This is a genomic window from Actinomyces israelii DSM 43320, from assembly GCF_000711965.1.
In the GTDB taxonomy this organism is placed as follows: domain Bacteria; phylum Actinomycetota; class Actinomycetes; order Actinomycetales; family Actinomycetaceae; genus Actinomyces; species Actinomyces israelii.
In genome coordinates this window covers 1-15508 of the sequence record NZ_JONS01000065.1, presented here as the reverse complement: position 1 = coordinate 15508, position 15508 = coordinate 1, and the positions used below count along the sequence as shown (strand labels likewise).

At 71.0% G+C, this 15508-nt stretch carries 11 protein-coding genes and 1 pseudogene; 7 read left to right on the top strand and 5 right to left on the bottom strand.

All coding sequences use genetic code 11. The annotated features are described in order from the left end of the window. Positions 1 to 2025, bottom strand: a 2025-nt coding sequence (locus tag O145_RS14255; RefSeq protein WP_169740375.1) for an ATP-binding cassette domain-containing protein, incomplete at its 3' end; no start/stop codon positions are given. Positions 2026 to 2188: 163 nt separating this feature from the next. On the opposite strand from O145_RS14255, the gene O145_RS14250 reads away from it, so the two are divergent. From O145_RS14250 to O145_RS14230, 5 genes are all read left to right on the top strand, one after another. Further along, positions 2189 to 3868, top strand: a complete 1680-nt coding sequence (locus O145_RS14250; protein WP_084682654.1) for an L-serine ammonia-lyase — start codon at positions 2189 to 2191, stop codon at positions 3866 to 3868. Positions 3869 to 3934: 66 nt separating this feature from the next. Then, positions 3935 to 5587 carry a DUF262 domain-containing protein gene (locus tag O145_RS14245; RefSeq protein ID WP_043564171.1) on the top strand — a complete coding sequence of 551 codons (1653 nt, stop codon included), beginning with the start codon at positions 3935 to 3937 and terminating at the stop codon, positions 5585 to 5587. Next, positions 5584 to 6810 (top strand): type II toxin-antitoxin system HipA family toxin, encoded by a 1227-nt coding sequence (locus tag O145_RS14240; protein ID WP_043564169.1) that lies wholly within the window; start codon positions 5584 to 5586, stop codon positions 6808 to 6810. Before O145_RS14245 ends, O145_RS14240 begins: the two co-directional genes overlap by 4 nt. Positions 6811 to 7353: 543 nt before the next feature. Continuing rightward, positions 7354 to 7719 (top strand): hypothetical protein, encoded by a 366-nt coding sequence (locus O145_RS19425; RefSeq protein WP_229118601.1) that lies wholly within the window; start codon positions 7354 to 7356, stop codon positions 7717 to 7719. A 107-nt stretch (positions 7720 to 7826) separates the two neighbouring features. After that, positions 7827 to 9752, top strand: a complete 1926-nt coding sequence (locus tag O145_RS14230; RefSeq protein WP_229118600.1) for a glycoside hydrolase family 13 protein — start codon at positions 7827 to 7829, stop codon at positions 9750 to 9752. A gap of 62 nt (positions 9753 to 9814) precedes the next feature. Here the strand turns inward: O145_RS14230 and O145_RS14225 are convergent, their stop codons facing one another. The 4 genes from O145_RS14225 to O145_RS14210 form a co-directional block, all read right to left on the bottom strand. Continuing rightward, positions 9815 to 11623: a carbohydrate-binding domain-containing protein gene (locus O145_RS14225; RefSeq protein ID WP_043564167.1), complete on the bottom strand. Its 1809-nt coding sequence runs from the start codon at positions 11621 to 11623 to the stop codon at positions 9815 to 9817. A gap of 208 nt (positions 11624 to 11831) precedes the next feature. Then, positions 11832 to 12365: a transcription repressor NadR gene (locus tag O145_RS14220; protein ID WP_229118599.1), complete on the bottom strand. Its 534-nt coding sequence runs from the start codon at positions 12363 to 12365 to the stop codon at positions 11832 to 11834. Positions 12366 to 12571: 206 nt separating this feature from the next. After that, a complete protein-coding gene (locus O145_RS14215) occupies positions 12572 to 13390 on the bottom strand; it encodes a polyphosphate polymerase domain-containing protein (RefSeq protein WP_043564164.1) in 819 nt (272 codons plus the stop codon). A 54-nt stretch (positions 13391 to 13444) separates the two neighbouring features. Continuing rightward, positions 13445 to 14434 (bottom strand): DUF4956 domain-containing protein, encoded by a 990-nt coding sequence (locus O145_RS14210; RefSeq protein ID WP_043564162.1) that lies wholly within the window; start codon positions 14432 to 14434, stop codon positions 13445 to 13447. A 716-nt stretch (positions 14435 to 15150) separates the two neighbouring features. On the opposite strand from O145_RS14210, the gene nrdH reads away from it, so the two are divergent. Together nrdH and nrdI are read left to right on the top strand one after the other, a co-directional pair. Beyond that, positions 15151 to 15396 (top strand): glutaredoxin-like protein NrdH, encoded by a 246-nt coding sequence (gene nrdH / locus O145_RS14205; RefSeq protein WP_043563920.1) that lies wholly within the window; start codon positions 15151 to 15153, stop codon positions 15394 to 15396. A 5-nt stretch (positions 15397 to 15401) separates the two neighbouring features. Continuing rightward, positions 15402 to 15508, top strand: a pseudogene (gene nrdI / locus O145_RS19770) (class Ib ribonucleoside-diphosphate reductase assembly flavoprotein NrdI); the annotation flags it as partial.

Here is a 15508-nt window from a genome sequence, read left to right as displayed (position 1 = left end):
GCCGGATATGACTTTGGTGAGCAGGCCCATGATGACGGGCAGGACGAGCATGAAGGCGAGGTAGGAGGGGTCGGCGGCGATGATGCGCGCGTGGCGGCGCACCAGGGTGGAGACCTGCCGGGCGGCGGACTGCTGGGGGGCCTTGGGGCGGGAGGCCGACAGCGCGGTGGGGATGCGCCGCCCGTCCCCGCGCCGCGTGGACGGCTCGACCGCCTCCAGGTGGGCGCGCAGCACGTCGGTGTGGTTGCGGATCAGCGCGTACACGTCGGCGAACCCCTCGATCTGCCCGGGGTCGGGGAACCCGCCCCGCGGCGCGCGCACCACCAGCTGCCCGGCGGCCCGCAGCTCGGCCAGGCGCTCGCGGAAGTAGGGGACCACCAGGCGCGGGGAGCCGAAGTACACCGGCCTGCCCCCCGCCGCCAGGATCAGCACCTTGTCCGCCCGGTCGATGTGGTTCTCGTTGTGGGTCACCACCATCACCGTGCGCCCCGTGTCGCCCGGACGCGTCCCGTGCGCCAGGGTCGCCAGCAGCTCCATCACGTCGCGGTCCAGCTGCGGGTCCAGCCCCGAGGTCGGCTCGTCCAGGAACAGCAGGCTCGGGCGGGTCAGCAGCTCGATCGCCGTGGAGACCCGCTTGCGCTGGCCCCCCGAGAGCCTCTTGACCCGCTTGCCCACGTGCTCGCTCAGGTCCAGGTCCTCCAGCACCTCGTCGATGCGCCCGCGCCGCTCCGCCCGGGACACGTCCTTGGCGAAGCGCAGCTCGGCGGCGTACTCCAGGGTCTGCCGCACCGTCAGCGCCGAGTGGATCACGTCGTTCTGCGGCACCACGCCGATCTTGTTGCGCATCACCGGATAGTGCTCGTAGACGTCCAGCCCGTCGAACAGCACCTGCCCCGCCTGCGCCTTCTGCTCACCGGTCAGCGCCTTGAGCAGCGTCGACTTGCCCGCCCCCGAGGGACCCACCACCGCCAGCAGCTCATTGCCCGGCAGCTTGAACGAGACCCCGTCCAGCAGACGCAGCCTGCCATCATTGACACTGAACGTCAGATCCTTACCCACCAGCTCACCGCTATTGACGGGTACGGGAATGCTGCACTTGCCATTGGGGTCGACCTGGACGAATGTCGATCCCATGCCGAACACCGTCGGCTCGGTCACAACATAGCGATCGACCCGCTGGCCGCTGACGAATGTCCCATTGGTCGACCCGAGATCCGTGACGACCGCGCCCTGCGGGGTCACGTCCACGCGCGCGTGCCGCCCCGACATCGTGGGATCGTTGACGATGAAGGAGTTGTCCGGACGCCGACCGATCGTCCCCGACCCACTGATCGTGACCTCGCCTGTTGCGGCAAGATCCCCGCTCGCGGCGCCGCCGGCGGAGGTGACGCCGGTGGGTCCGGGCGGCCCGGACGTGCTAGCGCCGCCGGACCCGAGCATGACAGTGCTGGCGGCGCTAGGTGCACTGGCGGCGCTGGCGGGGAGGCCGCCGGTGGGCGGCCCGGGTGGGCTGGCACCGGTGGGCGGCCCGGGCGGGCTGGCACCGGTGGGCGGCCCGGGCGGCTCGGGCGGCTCGGCGCTGGCTGCGCTGGCGGGGAGGCCGCCGGTGGGCGGCCCGGGCGGGCCGACGGAAACGCCATTGGCGGGCGGGCCGGCGCTGGCAGGAACGGCGGCGGTGGGAGGGAATCCGGTGGGCGGCCCGGGCGGGCCGGGAATACCGGTGGGGGCGACGCTGGCGGGCGGCCCGGGCGGGGCAGCGGGAATGACACCGACGGGAGCGCCGCCTGGCCCGAGCGCGCCGCCGGTAGGGGTCAGGGAGATGAGCGGTCCGAACTGGTCGACCAGCTGGATGCGCGTCTCCCGCGTCAGGATCGCCGACGTCGCCCAGCGGCCGTCAATGAGCATGCTGCGGCCCGCTGCACAGGTCGCGCGCCAGCCGACCGGCGTCGGCTCCACCATGAGATGCTCGCGCGACACCCTCGGGTGCGAGACGATGACGGCGCAGACGGGGGCGCGGCCGATCATGAACGCCGCGGTGAAGATCTGCGGCTCAGAGGACAGGTGCGCGAAGAACTGGCGCACGACGAGCGCGCCGGGGGGCGCGTCAACATTTGCGGGACGATCTGGGGTGGGAGGAACCGCAAGCACGAGGCCACCATACCGGCTCGCACTGGTGCATCATGGCGTCATGACCATTCGCGACCTCGCGGGGGCCGAGCAGGTCGAGGCTGTGAGTGACCGACCGCTCGCCCTGCCCACGCCGTCAACGATCTCGGCTCTGTCCGCCGACAACGGCCTCGACACGACGCCCGTCCCCACCGGTCTGGACGCTGCCACCCCGGCGGCCCTGCTGGCAGGTGAGATCACGGCGCAGCGAGCGTCGCGCCCGCTGAGCGTCTTCGATCTCATGCGCATTGGCATCGGGCCCTCCTCCTCCCACACGGTCGGGCCCATGCGCGCCGGGCGTGCCTTCGCCGGCGAGCTGGCCGACGCCGTCGTCGGAGCGCGTGAGCCCGGGCGGAGGGCCGCGGCGGGGCGGCTGGCCCCGGAGGGACGCCCGGACGGGCCCGTCACCCATCTGGTCGTCGAGCTCTACGGGTCGCTCGGCGCGACCGGCCGCGGCCACGCCACCGACCGTGCCGTCGTCATGGGACTGGCCGGCTACGAGCCCGAGACCGTGCCGCCCGAGATCTGCCGGGGCCTGCACGAGGATGTGGCCGCGGCCGGCGAGCTCGTCGTCGATGGCGTCGGGGCCCTGCCCTTCGACCCGGCCACGGACATCCGCTTCCTGCCCGGCCGGGTCCTGCCGTACCACACGAACGCGCTGACCGTTACCGCCTACTGCGCCGCTGGCGAGGAGGTGCTGCGCCGCACCTACTACTCGGTGGGCGGCGGTTTCGTCATGGAGGACGCCGGAGCCCCCGGCGCGCCGTCGATCCGGGCCCTGGCGACCGCCGCCTCAGCCGAGATGCACGCCACCCCGGCGCCCTACCCGTTCTCCTCGGGCGCCGAGCTCCTGGAGGTCTGCGAGCGCGAGGGGCTGCGCGTCTCCGAGGCGGTCATGGCCAACGAGGTCTCGGCCCGGCCGCGCGAGGAGGTGCTCGCCTACCTTGACCGGCTGCGCGAGACCATGACCGCCTGCATCGAGGCCGGCCTGGCCGCCGACGGCACGCTGCCTGGGGGACTGGGGGTGCGGCGTCGGGCCAAGGCACTGCACGAGCGGCTGCTCGCCCAGTCCACCGGGCCGGCCGCCGCCTTCACCATGGCCGACCCGCTGCGTGGCATGGACTGGGTGGACCTGTTCGCCCTGGCCGTCAACGAGGAGAACGCTGCCGGGCGGCGCGTGGTCACCGCCCCGACCAACGGGGCCGCGGGGATCGTCCCCGCCGTCCTGGCCTACTACGAGCGCTTCATCCCCGGGGCCGACGACGACGGGGCGCGCCGCTACCTGCTCGCCGCGACCGCCGTGGGCGCGCTCATCAAGACCAACGCCTCGATCGCCGGGGCGGAGGTGGGCTGCCAGGGCGAGGTGGGCTCGGCGTCGTCCATGGCGGCGGCCGGGCTGGCGGAGGCGCTCGGCGGGACGCCCGCGCAGGTGGAGAACGCCGCCGAGATCGCCATGGAGCACAACCTGGGGCTCACCTGCGACCCGGTGGGCGGGCTCGTGCAGATCCCCTGCATCGAGCGCAACGCGGTGGCGGCCGTCAAGGCCATCAACGCCGCCCGCATGGCGCTGTGGGGCGAGGGGCGACACACCGTGTCCCTGGACACCGTCATCGAGACCATGCGCCAGACCGGCGAGGACATGCTCGCCAAGTACAAGGAGACCTCCCGCGGCGGGCTGGCCGTCAACGTCGTGGAGTGCTGAGGGGTCAACCGTGCCGTCTCGAGAGCGTTCTCCGAGCGTGTCGGCGGCACCCGGCATAATTGACGCATGGACGAAGCGCAGGCGCTCTCAACCAGCCAGAGCTACAGCATCGCGGGGCTGCGGGACCTCGTGAAGGCTGGGCGGCTGAGAGTGCCGCAGTTCCAGCGGTCGTTCCGGTGGGAGAGGCGAGATGTTCTCAATCTTGTTGACTCGGTGCTCCGTGGGTACCCCATTGGCAGCCTGCTCCTTTGGAAGCGCGAGGCCAGGGCCGAGCGTTTGCGGATCGGCGCCCTGGGTATCGAGGCCAGGCAGATGCTGGACGCCCTGTGGGTTGTGGACGGGCAGCAACGTATTACGAGCCTCGTCAACGTCGTCGACCCTGTAGGGTCGCATGACCCTCGATTCGCTCTCGGCTACTCCCTGAGGGAGAGGAAGGTTGTGCCGCTCCGCGAGCCCGACCCGCCTCTTGTCGTCCCGCTGCCCGACCTGTTCGATCTCGGGCGGGCGCTGGCGTGGTTGGGAGACAACCCGGACGGGGCGGATTTTGCCCCTCACATCCAGGAGGTTACGGGTCGTCTCGCGAGCGTCTCGGTACCGGCCACGATTATGGAGGACGCTGACGAGCAGGTTCTCCGTGAGGTCTTCGACAGGATCAACAACCGCGGGAAGAAGCTCAACGCCGCAGAGATATTCGACGCCATCCACGGCGGGCCGGACGCGGATCTGACGACGTCGGGGATCGCCACGCACGTCGACGAGCAGACTCACTTCGGTGTGCTTGCGAACAAGGTCGTTGTGCAGGCGCTCCTGGTGCGCCGCCACACGGATATCACTCGAGATATTCACGGAGAGTTCGCTCCCAGCCGTCGTCTTGTGAGCGACTTCCCAAGCGAGAGCGAAGAGGAGGCCTATGTGGCGACAGAGCGAGCGCTGGTCGCTGCCGTACGCTTCCTTCAGGAGCAGTGCGGTGTCCCGCACATGACCTTTCTTCCCTTCCGGTTCCAGCTGCTTGTCCTGGCCAGGTTTTTCGCATTGTTCCCGGAGCCTCATGACCGTAACCTTGAGCTGCTCCGACGCTGGTTCTGGCGTACAAGCATCGGCGCTGACGAGCTCGGCATCAATGGGTCGCAGACCGATCTTCGTGATATGGCCGCATGTCTGGCCCCTGGCGAGGAGTCGACGTCGATCCAGCGGCTCCTTGGCGCGGCGACTCTGAAGAGTGCGCCGCGGGTGCCCGACCTCAGCGTGTTCCGGGCGACGCGTGCGGACAGCAAGGTTGTCCTTACCGCGATGTGGAACCGGGGGCCGGTCGATCCTGATACGGGGGAGCCTATGACGGTGGAGATGCTGAACGCGCAGCTGGAGGGGGAGACGACCCCGCGCGCTGTGGTCGCCGATCTTGTCCCGCCCTCCTCCTTGTGCGAGGGTGCCGCCGTCGCCGCGAGTAAAGTTATTTCCGTTCCGGACCGGCGCCAGCTGCTCGCAGTTCTGGGCGATGGATCTGATCTCGACTCCCTGCTCCTGAATGAGGATATCCTGCAGTTTTTGCAGAGTAACGAGTACGACAAGGCGGTCCGGTTTAGGGCCGAGGTGCTGTATCGCTACCTTGAGGACTTCATTATGGCTCGTGCCGCATACGGACATGAGGACTCTCCCCCGTTCGACGACTGGGTATTCGACGGCGACGCCGCGGAGGCGGTAGAAGGTACGAGATCGTGATCGAGGCGGTCTACGCGGTCCTTCTTCATGGTGTGCACGTCGGTTCCATTCATCGTCGAGACGCCTTTACAAAGTTCATCCTTGACGGTGACTACTGGGACCGTCCCGACCGTGCGGTTCTCGGTAGGTGGTTCGAGGAACACCCGAAAAAGCGGCCGCACGCCATTAATCGTGTGCCCGCCTGGTTCTCTAATTTGCTTCCCGAGGGACGGTTGCGAGACCTTATTGCCCGAGAGCAGGGAGTGAGCTCTTACCAGGAGATCGACCTGCTCGTGCGGATCGGTCGTGATCTGCCGGGAGCGGTTGAGATCGTTCCGGACCTACAGGCTCATATCGATACGGGTCTCGACAACTCGGTTGAGACTTCTGCTCCTGCTTCGAGTGCGGCTGGTCGCGTGCGCTTCTCCCTGGCCGGGATGGGGATGAAGTTCTCTGTGCGGCAGAACGGGGACCGGATCGTACTTCCTGCGCACGGTGAGGGCGGAGACTGGATCGTCAAGGTTCCCGATACCGCCTTTCCGAGGCTGCCCGCCAATGAGCTCGCCGTCATGGGGCTGGCGCGTGATATCGGTATCGAGGTTCCCGAGACTCGGATGGTGCGGCGCGATCGGGTGGATGATCTCGGAGAGGGGACTTGGCCTTCGGATGAAGTCGAGGCGTACATGGTGCAGCGCTTCGACAGGACGGCGGGCGACCGGGTGCATATGGAGGACTTCGCTCAGGTCCTCGGGCGCTTCGGATCCGGGGAGGGCAAGTACCAGGCCTCTGTGGAGATCGTTGCGGCGATCGCCTATCGCGGGCAGGACCGGGCCTCGCTGCGGGAGATGGTGCGGCGCACCGTCTTCAACCTGCTGATCGGCAACGGCGACGCCCACCTCAAGAACTGGTCCCTCATCTACCCCGACCGCAAACGGGCCGGGCTCTCGCCCGCCTATGACCTCGTGTGCACGGCCGTCTACTTGCCCGCTCCCGGCGACCCCGAGCTCGGCTTGCCCTTCCTCGGCGCCACGCGGCTCTCCGAGGTCTCGCGCGAGCACTTCGCGCGCCTGAAGGGTCTGCTGCGCGTGGGGAACGGGGAAGTCCTCGACGTCGTCGACGAGACTCTTGAGCGCTTCTGCGACGCCTGGGCCGACGGCGCGGGGGACCGCATGCCATCGCCTGTGGCCGAGTGGATAGGGGCGCACATGGATGAGACCCGGAGGCGGCTTCGGTCTTCTGGCTGAGTGATTCCGGGGGCGGTCGGGGCGGCTGCGGCGCCCGTGGGGTGCCCGAGGCGCCGTGAGCTCGTTCCGGGGCGTGTCCCCAGCCGGGGTCGGCGCCGGAGCGGCTTCAACATGGTCGGGAAGGGACGAGTGCGGCGCTGTTGGGAGCCGGCCGAGGGCCCGTGAGCGGCGATGGTCGGAAGCCGCACATTCGCGCGCGACCCGCACCGCGCAGAATCGCGGAATCATGCGGAAATGAGTTTTCGGTTGCAACCGAAGCACTGCTCCCATGTGCACAGACCCCCTCGACGCACATGGGAGCCCGTCAACTGATCTTGACGGCTGTCAATAATCCGCATAATTACAACGAAAACCAGCCTTCGTCCAGTGAAGGTCCCTCTCTCCCATGTGCAGTTCCCGCGTCTGCGCGGACCGTTCGCCTGTTACCGCCATCCGTCTCCACCGCGCCGTGTAGTTCCCATGTCTGAGCGAGCCTTTCTCGCCGCGGCCGACGCGGCCTGCCTGCCCGGCCGCAGTAGAGTCCCACCGCGAGGAGGGTCAGTCATGAGCGCGGACCCGTACTTCCCCTTCACCCCTGACAAGTGGCGGCCCGACCTGTTCGAGCCCTTGGGCTGGGCCGAGCGCGAAGGCGGCCCGGTCGAAGGAGTGCCGGGCGAGAGCGCCGCTGGAGGCGGGGACACGCGCGCCACGCGGGATCGCGACATCCAGTGCCGCCGGGATCGCGTCGGACTGGGCTCGCTCGACCCTGCTCGCGCTCCCGCTCGCGACGCCGCAGGGTTCCGCAGGACTATCGCGGCCCGGAAGAGGCAGGCTGAGGCGGAGCAGGAATTCTACGACGCCGTCGCAGCGGCAGAAGACGCCGGCGACTCCTGGACGGTGATCGGTGCCGCCCTGGGCGTGTCCCGCTAAGCCGACAGCGCCGCTTCGGCCGCGGCTGAGGCAGCCGCGCCTGGACCGGGCGGCGGCGCCGCGGCGGTGCGCGGACGCGCGGCGGGAGGGCCTGGCAGGATGCGCCCGTGACCGCAGACCACCAGCCCAGCGCACCGGCAGCACCGGCAGCGCCGATCACGCCGTCCGCCCCCGCCCAGCCCGCCGGCGGGCCCTTCGCCCGCCCTGCCCCCGCGCCGTCGTCGGCCGAGCCGGCTACTCAGGCCGCCTCCGCTCCTGCCCGGCAGTGGTGGAGGGACGCCGTCGTCTACCAGATCTACCCGCGCTCCTTCGCGGACTCCGACGGCAACGGCGTCGGCGACCTCGCCGGCGTCACGAGCCGCGTCCCCTACCTCGCGGCCCTGGGCGTGGACGCCGTCTGGCTCTCGCCCTTCTACCCCTCCGCCCTGGCCGACGGCGGCTACGACGTCGACGACTACCGCGACGTCGCCCCCGAGATCGGCACGCTCGCCGACTTCGACCACATGGTCACCGCCCTGCACGCCGCCGGCATCCGCGTCATGGTGGACATCGTCCCCAACCACTCCTCCAACCGCCACGCATGGTTCCGCGCCGCCCTGGCCGGCGGCCCCGACGCCCCCGAGCGCGCCCTCTACCACATCCGCCCCGGCGCAGGTCCCCACGGCGCCGAGCCGCCCAACGACTGGCGCTCCATGTTCGGCGGCTCCGCCTGGGAGCGCATCGACGACATCGGCCCCGACGGCCCCCTGACCGGCCCCGGCACGCCCCGCCCCTACCAGTGGTACCTCCACATCTTCGCCCCCGAGCAGCCCGACCTCAACTGGGACAGCCCCGCCGTGCGCGAGGACTTCCTGGCCACCCTGCGCTTCTGGTGCGACCGCGGCGTGGACGGCTTCCGCATCGACATGGCCCCCGGCATGGTCAAGGACATGTCCGAGCCCTACCGCCCCATGGCGGAGATCCCCTGGTGGCCGCTGCCCGACGACGGCTCCCACCCCCTGTTCGATCGCGACGAGGTCCACGACATCTACCGCCGGTGGCGTGCCGTGCTCGACTCCTACGACCCGCCGCGCTTCGCCGTGGCCGAGGCCGGCGTCGTCGCCTCCCGGCGTCCCGCCTACGCCGCGAGCCTCGGCCAGGCCTTCAACTTCCAGATGCAGGACGCCGACTGGACCGCGCGCTCCGTCGGCTGGGCCATCGACGCGGGCCTGGCCGACGAGGCCGTCTGCGGCTCGACCACCTGGGTGCTCGGCTGCCACGACACCCCGCGGGTGGCCACCCGCTACGGCTTCGACCTCGCCGACGACGTCGCTCCCGGCGGGCCCGACCCCGACTACCCCGCCGGCATCGCCCAGCGGATGGCTCGCCGGTGGATCAGCGCCGACGGTATTGAGGGCGCGGCCCCCGCCTGCGACCCCGCCCGCGGCGAGCGGCGTGCGCGCGCCGCCGCCATGATCGTCATGGCCCTGCCCGGGGCCGTGTACCTCTACCAGGGCGACGAGCTCGGCCTGCCCGAGGTCCCCGACATCCCCGAGGATCGCCTCCAGGACCCGATCGCCCACCGCATGCGCGGCCAGGAGAAGGGGCGCGACGGCTGCCGCGTGCCGCTGCCGTGGACGGCGTCCGGCGGCTCCTTCGGATTCGGCCCCGCAGGCGGCGCCCGGCCGCACCTGCCCCAGCCGGCGGGCTGGGGTGAGCGCGCCGTCGAGGTCGAGGAGGCCGACCCGGGCTCGATGCTGCACCTGTACCGCCAGGGCCTGCGGCTGCGCCGCGAGGTCTGGAGTCCGGCGGGTGCAGCGCCGCTGGAGTGGGTGCGCCGCGACGAGTGCGTGCTGGCTTTCTCCCGCGGCGGCGTGCAGTGCTGGACGGCCTTCGGCGCCGACGTCGGGCTGCCGGCCGGCGAGGTGCTGCTGGCCTCCGCCCCGCTCGCCGTGGTCGGGGCCGACGATGACGGCGAGGCGATCGGCTGTACTGGCAAGGCCGTGAACGTCCTGCCGGCCGACGCGACCGCCTGGATCCGCGTCCCCGGCTGAGACGCGCCCGGCCGTCCGGTACTCTCGGCGCGGAACTGAACCGATCTCAACGAAAAAGGGGGTCACCCCTTGGGGCCGGGGCCTCCCTGACCCGGAGCCTGTCCGCCCTCGGGACCACCCTGGTCGCCCGGTCCGCCGGGGCCTCCCGGGCCGCCGCCCATGCCCGCGCTCAGGGCCGAGGCGGTCGCGGTCGTCGAGCCGCCCGACGTCGTCGACACTGTGTACTCGACGCCCTCGCTCAGCCCCAGCACCGTCACCGCGTCGGCGGAGACCCTGCTGGTCAGCGTCCAGCTCGTGCCGTCCGCGCTCGTGACGGTGATCGTGTCGCCCTCGGCCACCGCCAGCGAGGCGGACACGCCCACCAGCGTCGTCTCCCCGTTGGCGTCCACCGACCCGTCCATCGCCCCCGCCGCGCCGCCCACGACGACCTCGCCGCCGGTGACGTGGGCCGAGCCGTTGGAGTCGATGCCGTCCGAGCTCGCGTAGTCGATCTGCACCTGGCCGCCCGAGATCGTGAGCGCCGAGCCGTCGTCGGACTCGGAGTCGGCGCTCTCATAGCCCTCGATGGTGGAGTCGCCGTTGGAGGCGTTGACGCCGTCGTCGCCCGAGGCGATGTCGAGGCTTCCGCCGTTCACATTGACGAACGCGCCCTGCAGGCCCTCGTCGGCGGCGTCGATGGTGACGCTTCCCGAGTCCTGGGCGTAGGCCACCCCGGCGTTGATGCCCTTGGGGGAGGGGGTGGAGTCCTCCTCGGCGGAGCCGGCGGACTGGTCCTGGCCGGGCGCCCCCCGCTCCGGCCCTCCCTGCCCCGGCCCCTGGTCCGAGACGGTGGCACTGGCCTGCCCGCCGCCCGCGGTGATCGACAGCGTCGTGCCGTCCACCGTGACGTCGGTGGTCGCGGATACGCCGTCGTCCCCGGAGACGACGGTCACCGCGGCGGCCCCGAGCGCGACGAATCCCTTGGTCTCGTCGTCGTCCTCGGAGGACTTCAGGCCGTCGTCGCCCGCGGTCACCGTCAGCCTCCCCGAGCTCACGAGCAGGTAGTCCTTGCCGCGCACGCCGTCGTCGGCGGCGTTGACCGTGATCGTCGGGCCGCCCGTGATGCCGAGCCCGTTCTTCGATGAGATGCCGTCCTTGTACGAGCCGGTCACGTCCAGGGAGCCTGTGCCCGTGATGGTGAGCGTGTCCGAGGAGTACAGGGCGGCGGTGGCGGCGTCCTCGCCGGTGTCGGCGTAGGCGGGGCCGTCGGCCAGCGTGTTCGTCGTGCCCTCCGCCAGGACCATGACGGCGCTGCCGGCGTCCTGGATGTCGATCGCGGGTCCGTCGGCGTTGGTGATCGAGGTGCCCGCCAGGACGAGGCGGACGTCGGCGTCGTCGGCATCGACGACGATCTGGCCGTCGTCGAGGGTGCCGCTCACGACGTAGGTGCCGGAGCCGGTGATGGTGGCGGTCGCGCCGTCTGCGCCGTCGGTGGTGACATTGCCGGTGCCGGTCCCCGAGACCTTAACCGAGCTGCCCGAGGCCGTGATTATCGTGGCGGCGGAGGAGTCGTAGGCGCCGGCGCTGTCGGCGCTCGTGGCGGCTGCGGCGGCCTCGGAGGTGTCGGCGTTCGCAGCCAGGATGTCGGCCGCGGACGCCCCGATGGAGGCCTGCCTGACGGCGCTGCTGATGGTCGTGCCGGAGCCCGACGACCCGCCGCTGGTCGCCGTCGTCGTCCCGCAGGACGCGACGAGCGCCGCCGAGGCCAGGACGGCGATCGCGCCGCCGGCGCGGCGCGCCCCGGGGCTGCGCGGGGCCGCGGGGCGGGCGGGCCCCGACGCGGCCGGGCGCCCGGCGGGGCGGGCGGTGAGGTGCTTCAGGGGGTTCAGCATGGGTGTCTCCTGGTGCCGGTGACCCGGCGGCTGGTGCTCGGCTGCCGCCGGGCGGGTCGGTTGCGGTTGTCGGTGCCGGGGCGCGTCGCGGGGCGGCGCCGGGCCGGCCAAGAGTCAACCCGTCGAACTCATGAGAAACCTGTGAGGTGTGCAGGAGGTCCGTATGTCTTCGTCGCCCCTGCGTTCGCGCGGCCGGTTCCCGGCCGGGTCAGTCGGCTTCCTCCGAGCGCAGCAGCCCCAGCTCATCGAGCCGCCGGGAGATCTCGTCGAGGCGCTCCTCGGAGTCGGCCTCGATCGTGTGGGTGTGCCAGCCGTTGGTCAGCTCGGCGAGGGAGGAGGAGTCGGCCAGACGGGCGAGGAAGGCCTTGAGATCGCGGCGGTCCCGGATGAGCAGGTCGGCGGTGATCTGGCCGTAGAGGCGGTGCTCTATGGAGACGTCGATGACGGCGCCGCCGGCGTCGAGGATCGCGGAGAGCTCGGCGGGGATCTGCTCGCGGGTGTGCTGCACCGTCAGCGAGCGCCGGGGCCGGGTCGCGGGGCGCGCCAGGAGGTATCCGCGGTTGGTGGCGTGGATCGAGTGGCCCGAGGCGCGCAGCAGGGCGACGTCGCCGACAATGATCTGGCGGGACACGCCGAGGTCCTCCCCCAGTCTGGCCGCGGGCAGCGGCGTGGTGGTGCCCTCCAGTCTCCTGAGGATCGCGTTGCGGCGGTCGGCGGCGTCCATACTCGGCTCTCCGGTCATAGTGCGTTCGTGCGTGGCTCGACCCACCGTAACGCGTCGTCCGGGTGCCGGGGGAGGCGCGCCCTGCGCGGTCCGGACACGACGGAGGTCTTTCCGCGCGCGAGGCAGTAGACGCATGGTGCAGGCGGTCATGGTGCCATGCGTCCCGGGACGGGCCGGGCCGGTGGCCGCGCCGGGAGGGACCCAGCCGGGCCGGTGGCCGCGCCTCAGCGGCCCTGACGCGCCGGAGCCTCGCGCTGGTACCTGTCGAGGTCCCGGGCGATTGTGCGGTGCCACCTGTTGGTGGGCAGCCTCTCGTGGAGCACCGCCATGCCGGTGGCGTACTTCGACAGTCGGGTCGGCCGGTGGCCCTGGGCCCACAGCAGCCTGTCGGTGGGGGCGGCCGTGGAGGGGTTCTTCGTCTCCATGACCGTCAGCCCGTTGATGGCCAGCCGGTGATCCGTCCGGGCGCCGTCGGGCCCGAGCGCTCCCCAGGTCAGGGCGGCGTCGATGGTGGCGCGGGCGCTGTCGTCGGGCAGGTGCAGCGTGGTGCGCTCGTAGGTGGTGTCCATGACCGGCACCAGGGCGTCTGCGACCTGGCGGGCCTCGTCGGGCGGGCAGGTGTCGGACTCCGCCAGGCGCTCGACGACGAAGTCCCGGGCCTCGTCGGTGAGGCGGTCGGCGTCGTCGGGACTGTAGGTCAGGCGGTCCTTGACCGTGGCCTCGCGCAAGCCGCTGGTCTTGACCTCCAGGAAGCACAGGCCGGAGTCCAGGTAGGTGCGGGTGCGGACCTTGTAGCGGCGGCGGCGCTTGTGGGCCGCCAGGAAGAAGGCGTCCAGCGAGGGGGTGTCGAAGTATGTCGAGGCGTACTGGAAGCTGCGGAGCCCGTCGATCTGCAGGACCTGGGCCTTGGGCGCGAGGAGATCGATGACGTTCTGGGCATCGGTGGGCGGGACCAGGTACTTGCGGTCCATGCGGGTCAGCAGGCTCGCCTCGGCGTTGAGCTCGTCGAGGGTGATGGTGTTGAGGTGCTCGGTGCGTGGCATATTGCCCTCCTTCCGGTGCGATGGACGATGAGGCCGGTGCCGGGTCAGTAGGATCTAGTAGGATCTGGGATAGGACGGCGGCGACGTCCGCGAGGACTCCGTTCGCGAGGTCCGCGTCCGCGATGCGGGCGGGCTCTGCTGCGCCGCGGGCGGGCCCTGCTGGTCGGGCTGCTCCGGCTGTCTCCACTGGGTCCGCCGCTCCGAGCGCCTGGGCGGCGACGCTGCCGCAAGCTCCTGGGTCCGCGTGGCCGGGCCCTCGCGGGAGAAGGATGCGCGGCTCTCCCGGGGCGCCGTCGTCAGGCCGTCGCGGGAGTGGGCGGTCCGACCCCCCGACGACGCCGTCGTGGCCAGGCCCTCGTGGGAGAGGGGCGCCAGGCCCTCCGGCCTCGCGGCCAGGCCCTCCGGGGGCGGCGCCGTCGTCAGGCCTTCCGGCGATGAGGCCTGCACCTGGTCGTGCTGCGGCACTTCCTGCTGCACCTCGGCCTGAGGCAGGGGGCGGTAGAGCCGGTAGCGGACGTCGACGACGGTGGTGTCGTTGACCAGGTCGAGGCGCTGCACGTCGAGGTTGAGCACCTTGGCGTTGAGGAGTTCTCCGAGCCGGCCGGCGAGCTCGGCCTCGTCGCTGATGGCGCGGTCGAGCGTGACCACCTGGTTGCGGTTGCGGCGCATAAGCCTGGGGTTGTCGCCCACGAACAGGGCGGCGAGAACCAGTGCCATGAGAATGGAGGTCAGTCCAAGGCTGGTCGCCATGCCTCCGATCAGACCGAGGGCCAGGGCCGCGAAGAAGTAGGCGACCTCGCCCTGGGCCAGGGCGGTGGAGCGCAGACGGATGATCGACAGGACGCCGAAGAGCCCCAGCCCCAGCCCTGCTCCCAGGCCCTCCGCGTTGGACAGCAGGAGGGTGACCGCCAGGACGCCCACGTTGACGCCGATATAGGCGGCCACAAGGTCCCGGCGCCCGTGTCGGGGTATGTAGAGGGCTCCTACCAGGACGGCCAGAGCCACCATGTCGATGCAGATGGAGGCGAATGCAGCGAGGGTCATTGCCGGATTCCTTCCTTCTTGGTGGTTCGTCAGGGCAAGACAGGCCGGTGAGCACACTGCCCCGACCGGAGGCTTCCAGTCGAACGCCTAGATCTGTGAATAGCCTGTGAGTAGCCGGTAAAAGTTTATGAGTTTCTGAAAATGGGGCGGCCTCCTTCCGGCCCGGGGCGGGCCCGGGGTCGGCCTGGAGCGGCGGAATCGCAGTGCGGCGGCGGGCCTCCGCAGGGCGGGAGGGGCCCGGCGACGGCGTGCCGGAAGACGCGACACGCCCGACGCAACCCGCTTGCGGAGACGGGCTCCGCGGAGTTGTCCCCAGGGTGGGGACGGAGCCGGCCGGAGCGGTCGTGGAGACCTGTGGGTAAGGGGCGGAATTCGTGTCGCACCCCTGGGGGAGCATGGTTCCGCAGATCGGGGGCCGTCCGTCGGGTCGCGGCGCCAGGGGCTGCGAGCGGTGCGCGCCCCCGGCGTCCACAGGCCGGCGGCGGCTCTCCACAGGAAAGGAGCGGTTGTGCACAGCACCACCCGCGACACATCATGTAGTGGTGCTGGCGCGTTTCCACCACTAGGGGTAGTGTCTTGCCCAGCGAGGCGGGCATGCCCGCCCGAGAACTACACGAGCGTTGTTACGGCGGTGGAACCTCCCGGTGAGGGTACCGCAGGCGACGCCCGAGTGCTGTCCAACGACCCCTCCTCACCAGAGCCAGGAAGTGACCGATATGGCGATCACCGTCTACTCCAAGCCCAACTGCGTGCAGTGCAGCGCTACCTACCGCGCCCTGGACAAGGCGGGTCTGGTCTACCGGACGGTGGACGTCGCGCTCGATGTCGAGGCCCTGGAGCAGGTCAGGGCCCTCGGCTACGCCCAGGCCCCTGTGGTCGTGGCCGGAGAGGACCACTGGTCCGGTTTCCGTCCGGACAAGATCAAGGCCCTGGCCGTCGCCGTCGAGGCCCTCGCGGTCTGAGGGGCGTGCCCGCCTCGAGTCCCGGGGGCGGCCCGCTCCTGGTGTACTTCTCCTCCGCCTCGGAGAACACTCACCGCTTCGTGGGCAGGCTCGGTTATCGCAGTGCGCGTAT

Bases quoted from the DNA above. Each gene is read 5' to 3' on its own strand.
- nrdH (WP_043563920.1), top strand. From the start codon at position 15,151: ATGGCGATCACCGTCTACTCCAAGCCCAACTGCGTGCAGTGCAGCGCT.
- O145_RS14245 (WP_043564171.1), top strand. From the start codon at position 3,935: ATGGACGAAGCGCAGGCGCTCTCAACCAGCCAGAGCTACAGCATCGCG.
- O145_RS14250 (WP_084682654.1), top strand. From the start codon at position 2,189: ATGACCATTCGCGACCTCGCGGGGGCCGAGCAGGTCGAGGCTGTGAGT.
- O145_RS14220 (WP_229118599.1), bottom strand. From the start codon at position 12,365: ATGACCGGAGAGCCGAGTATGGACGCCGCCGACCGCCGCAACGCGATC.
- O145_RS14210 (WP_043564162.1), bottom strand. From the start codon at position 14,434: ATGACCCTCGCTGCATTCGCCTCCATCTGCATCGACATGGTGGCTCTG.
- O145_RS14225 (WP_043564167.1), bottom strand. From the start codon at position 11,623: ATGCTGAACCCCCTGAAGCACCTCACCGCCCGCCCCGCCGGGCGCCCG.
- O145_RS14215 (WP_043564164.1), bottom strand. From the start codon at position 13,390: ATGCCACGCACCGAGCACCTCAACACCATCACCCTCGACGAGCTCAAC.
- O145_RS19425 (WP_229118601.1), top strand. From the start codon at position 7,354: ATGAGCGCGGACCCGTACTTCCCCTTCACCCCTGACAAGTGGCGGCCC.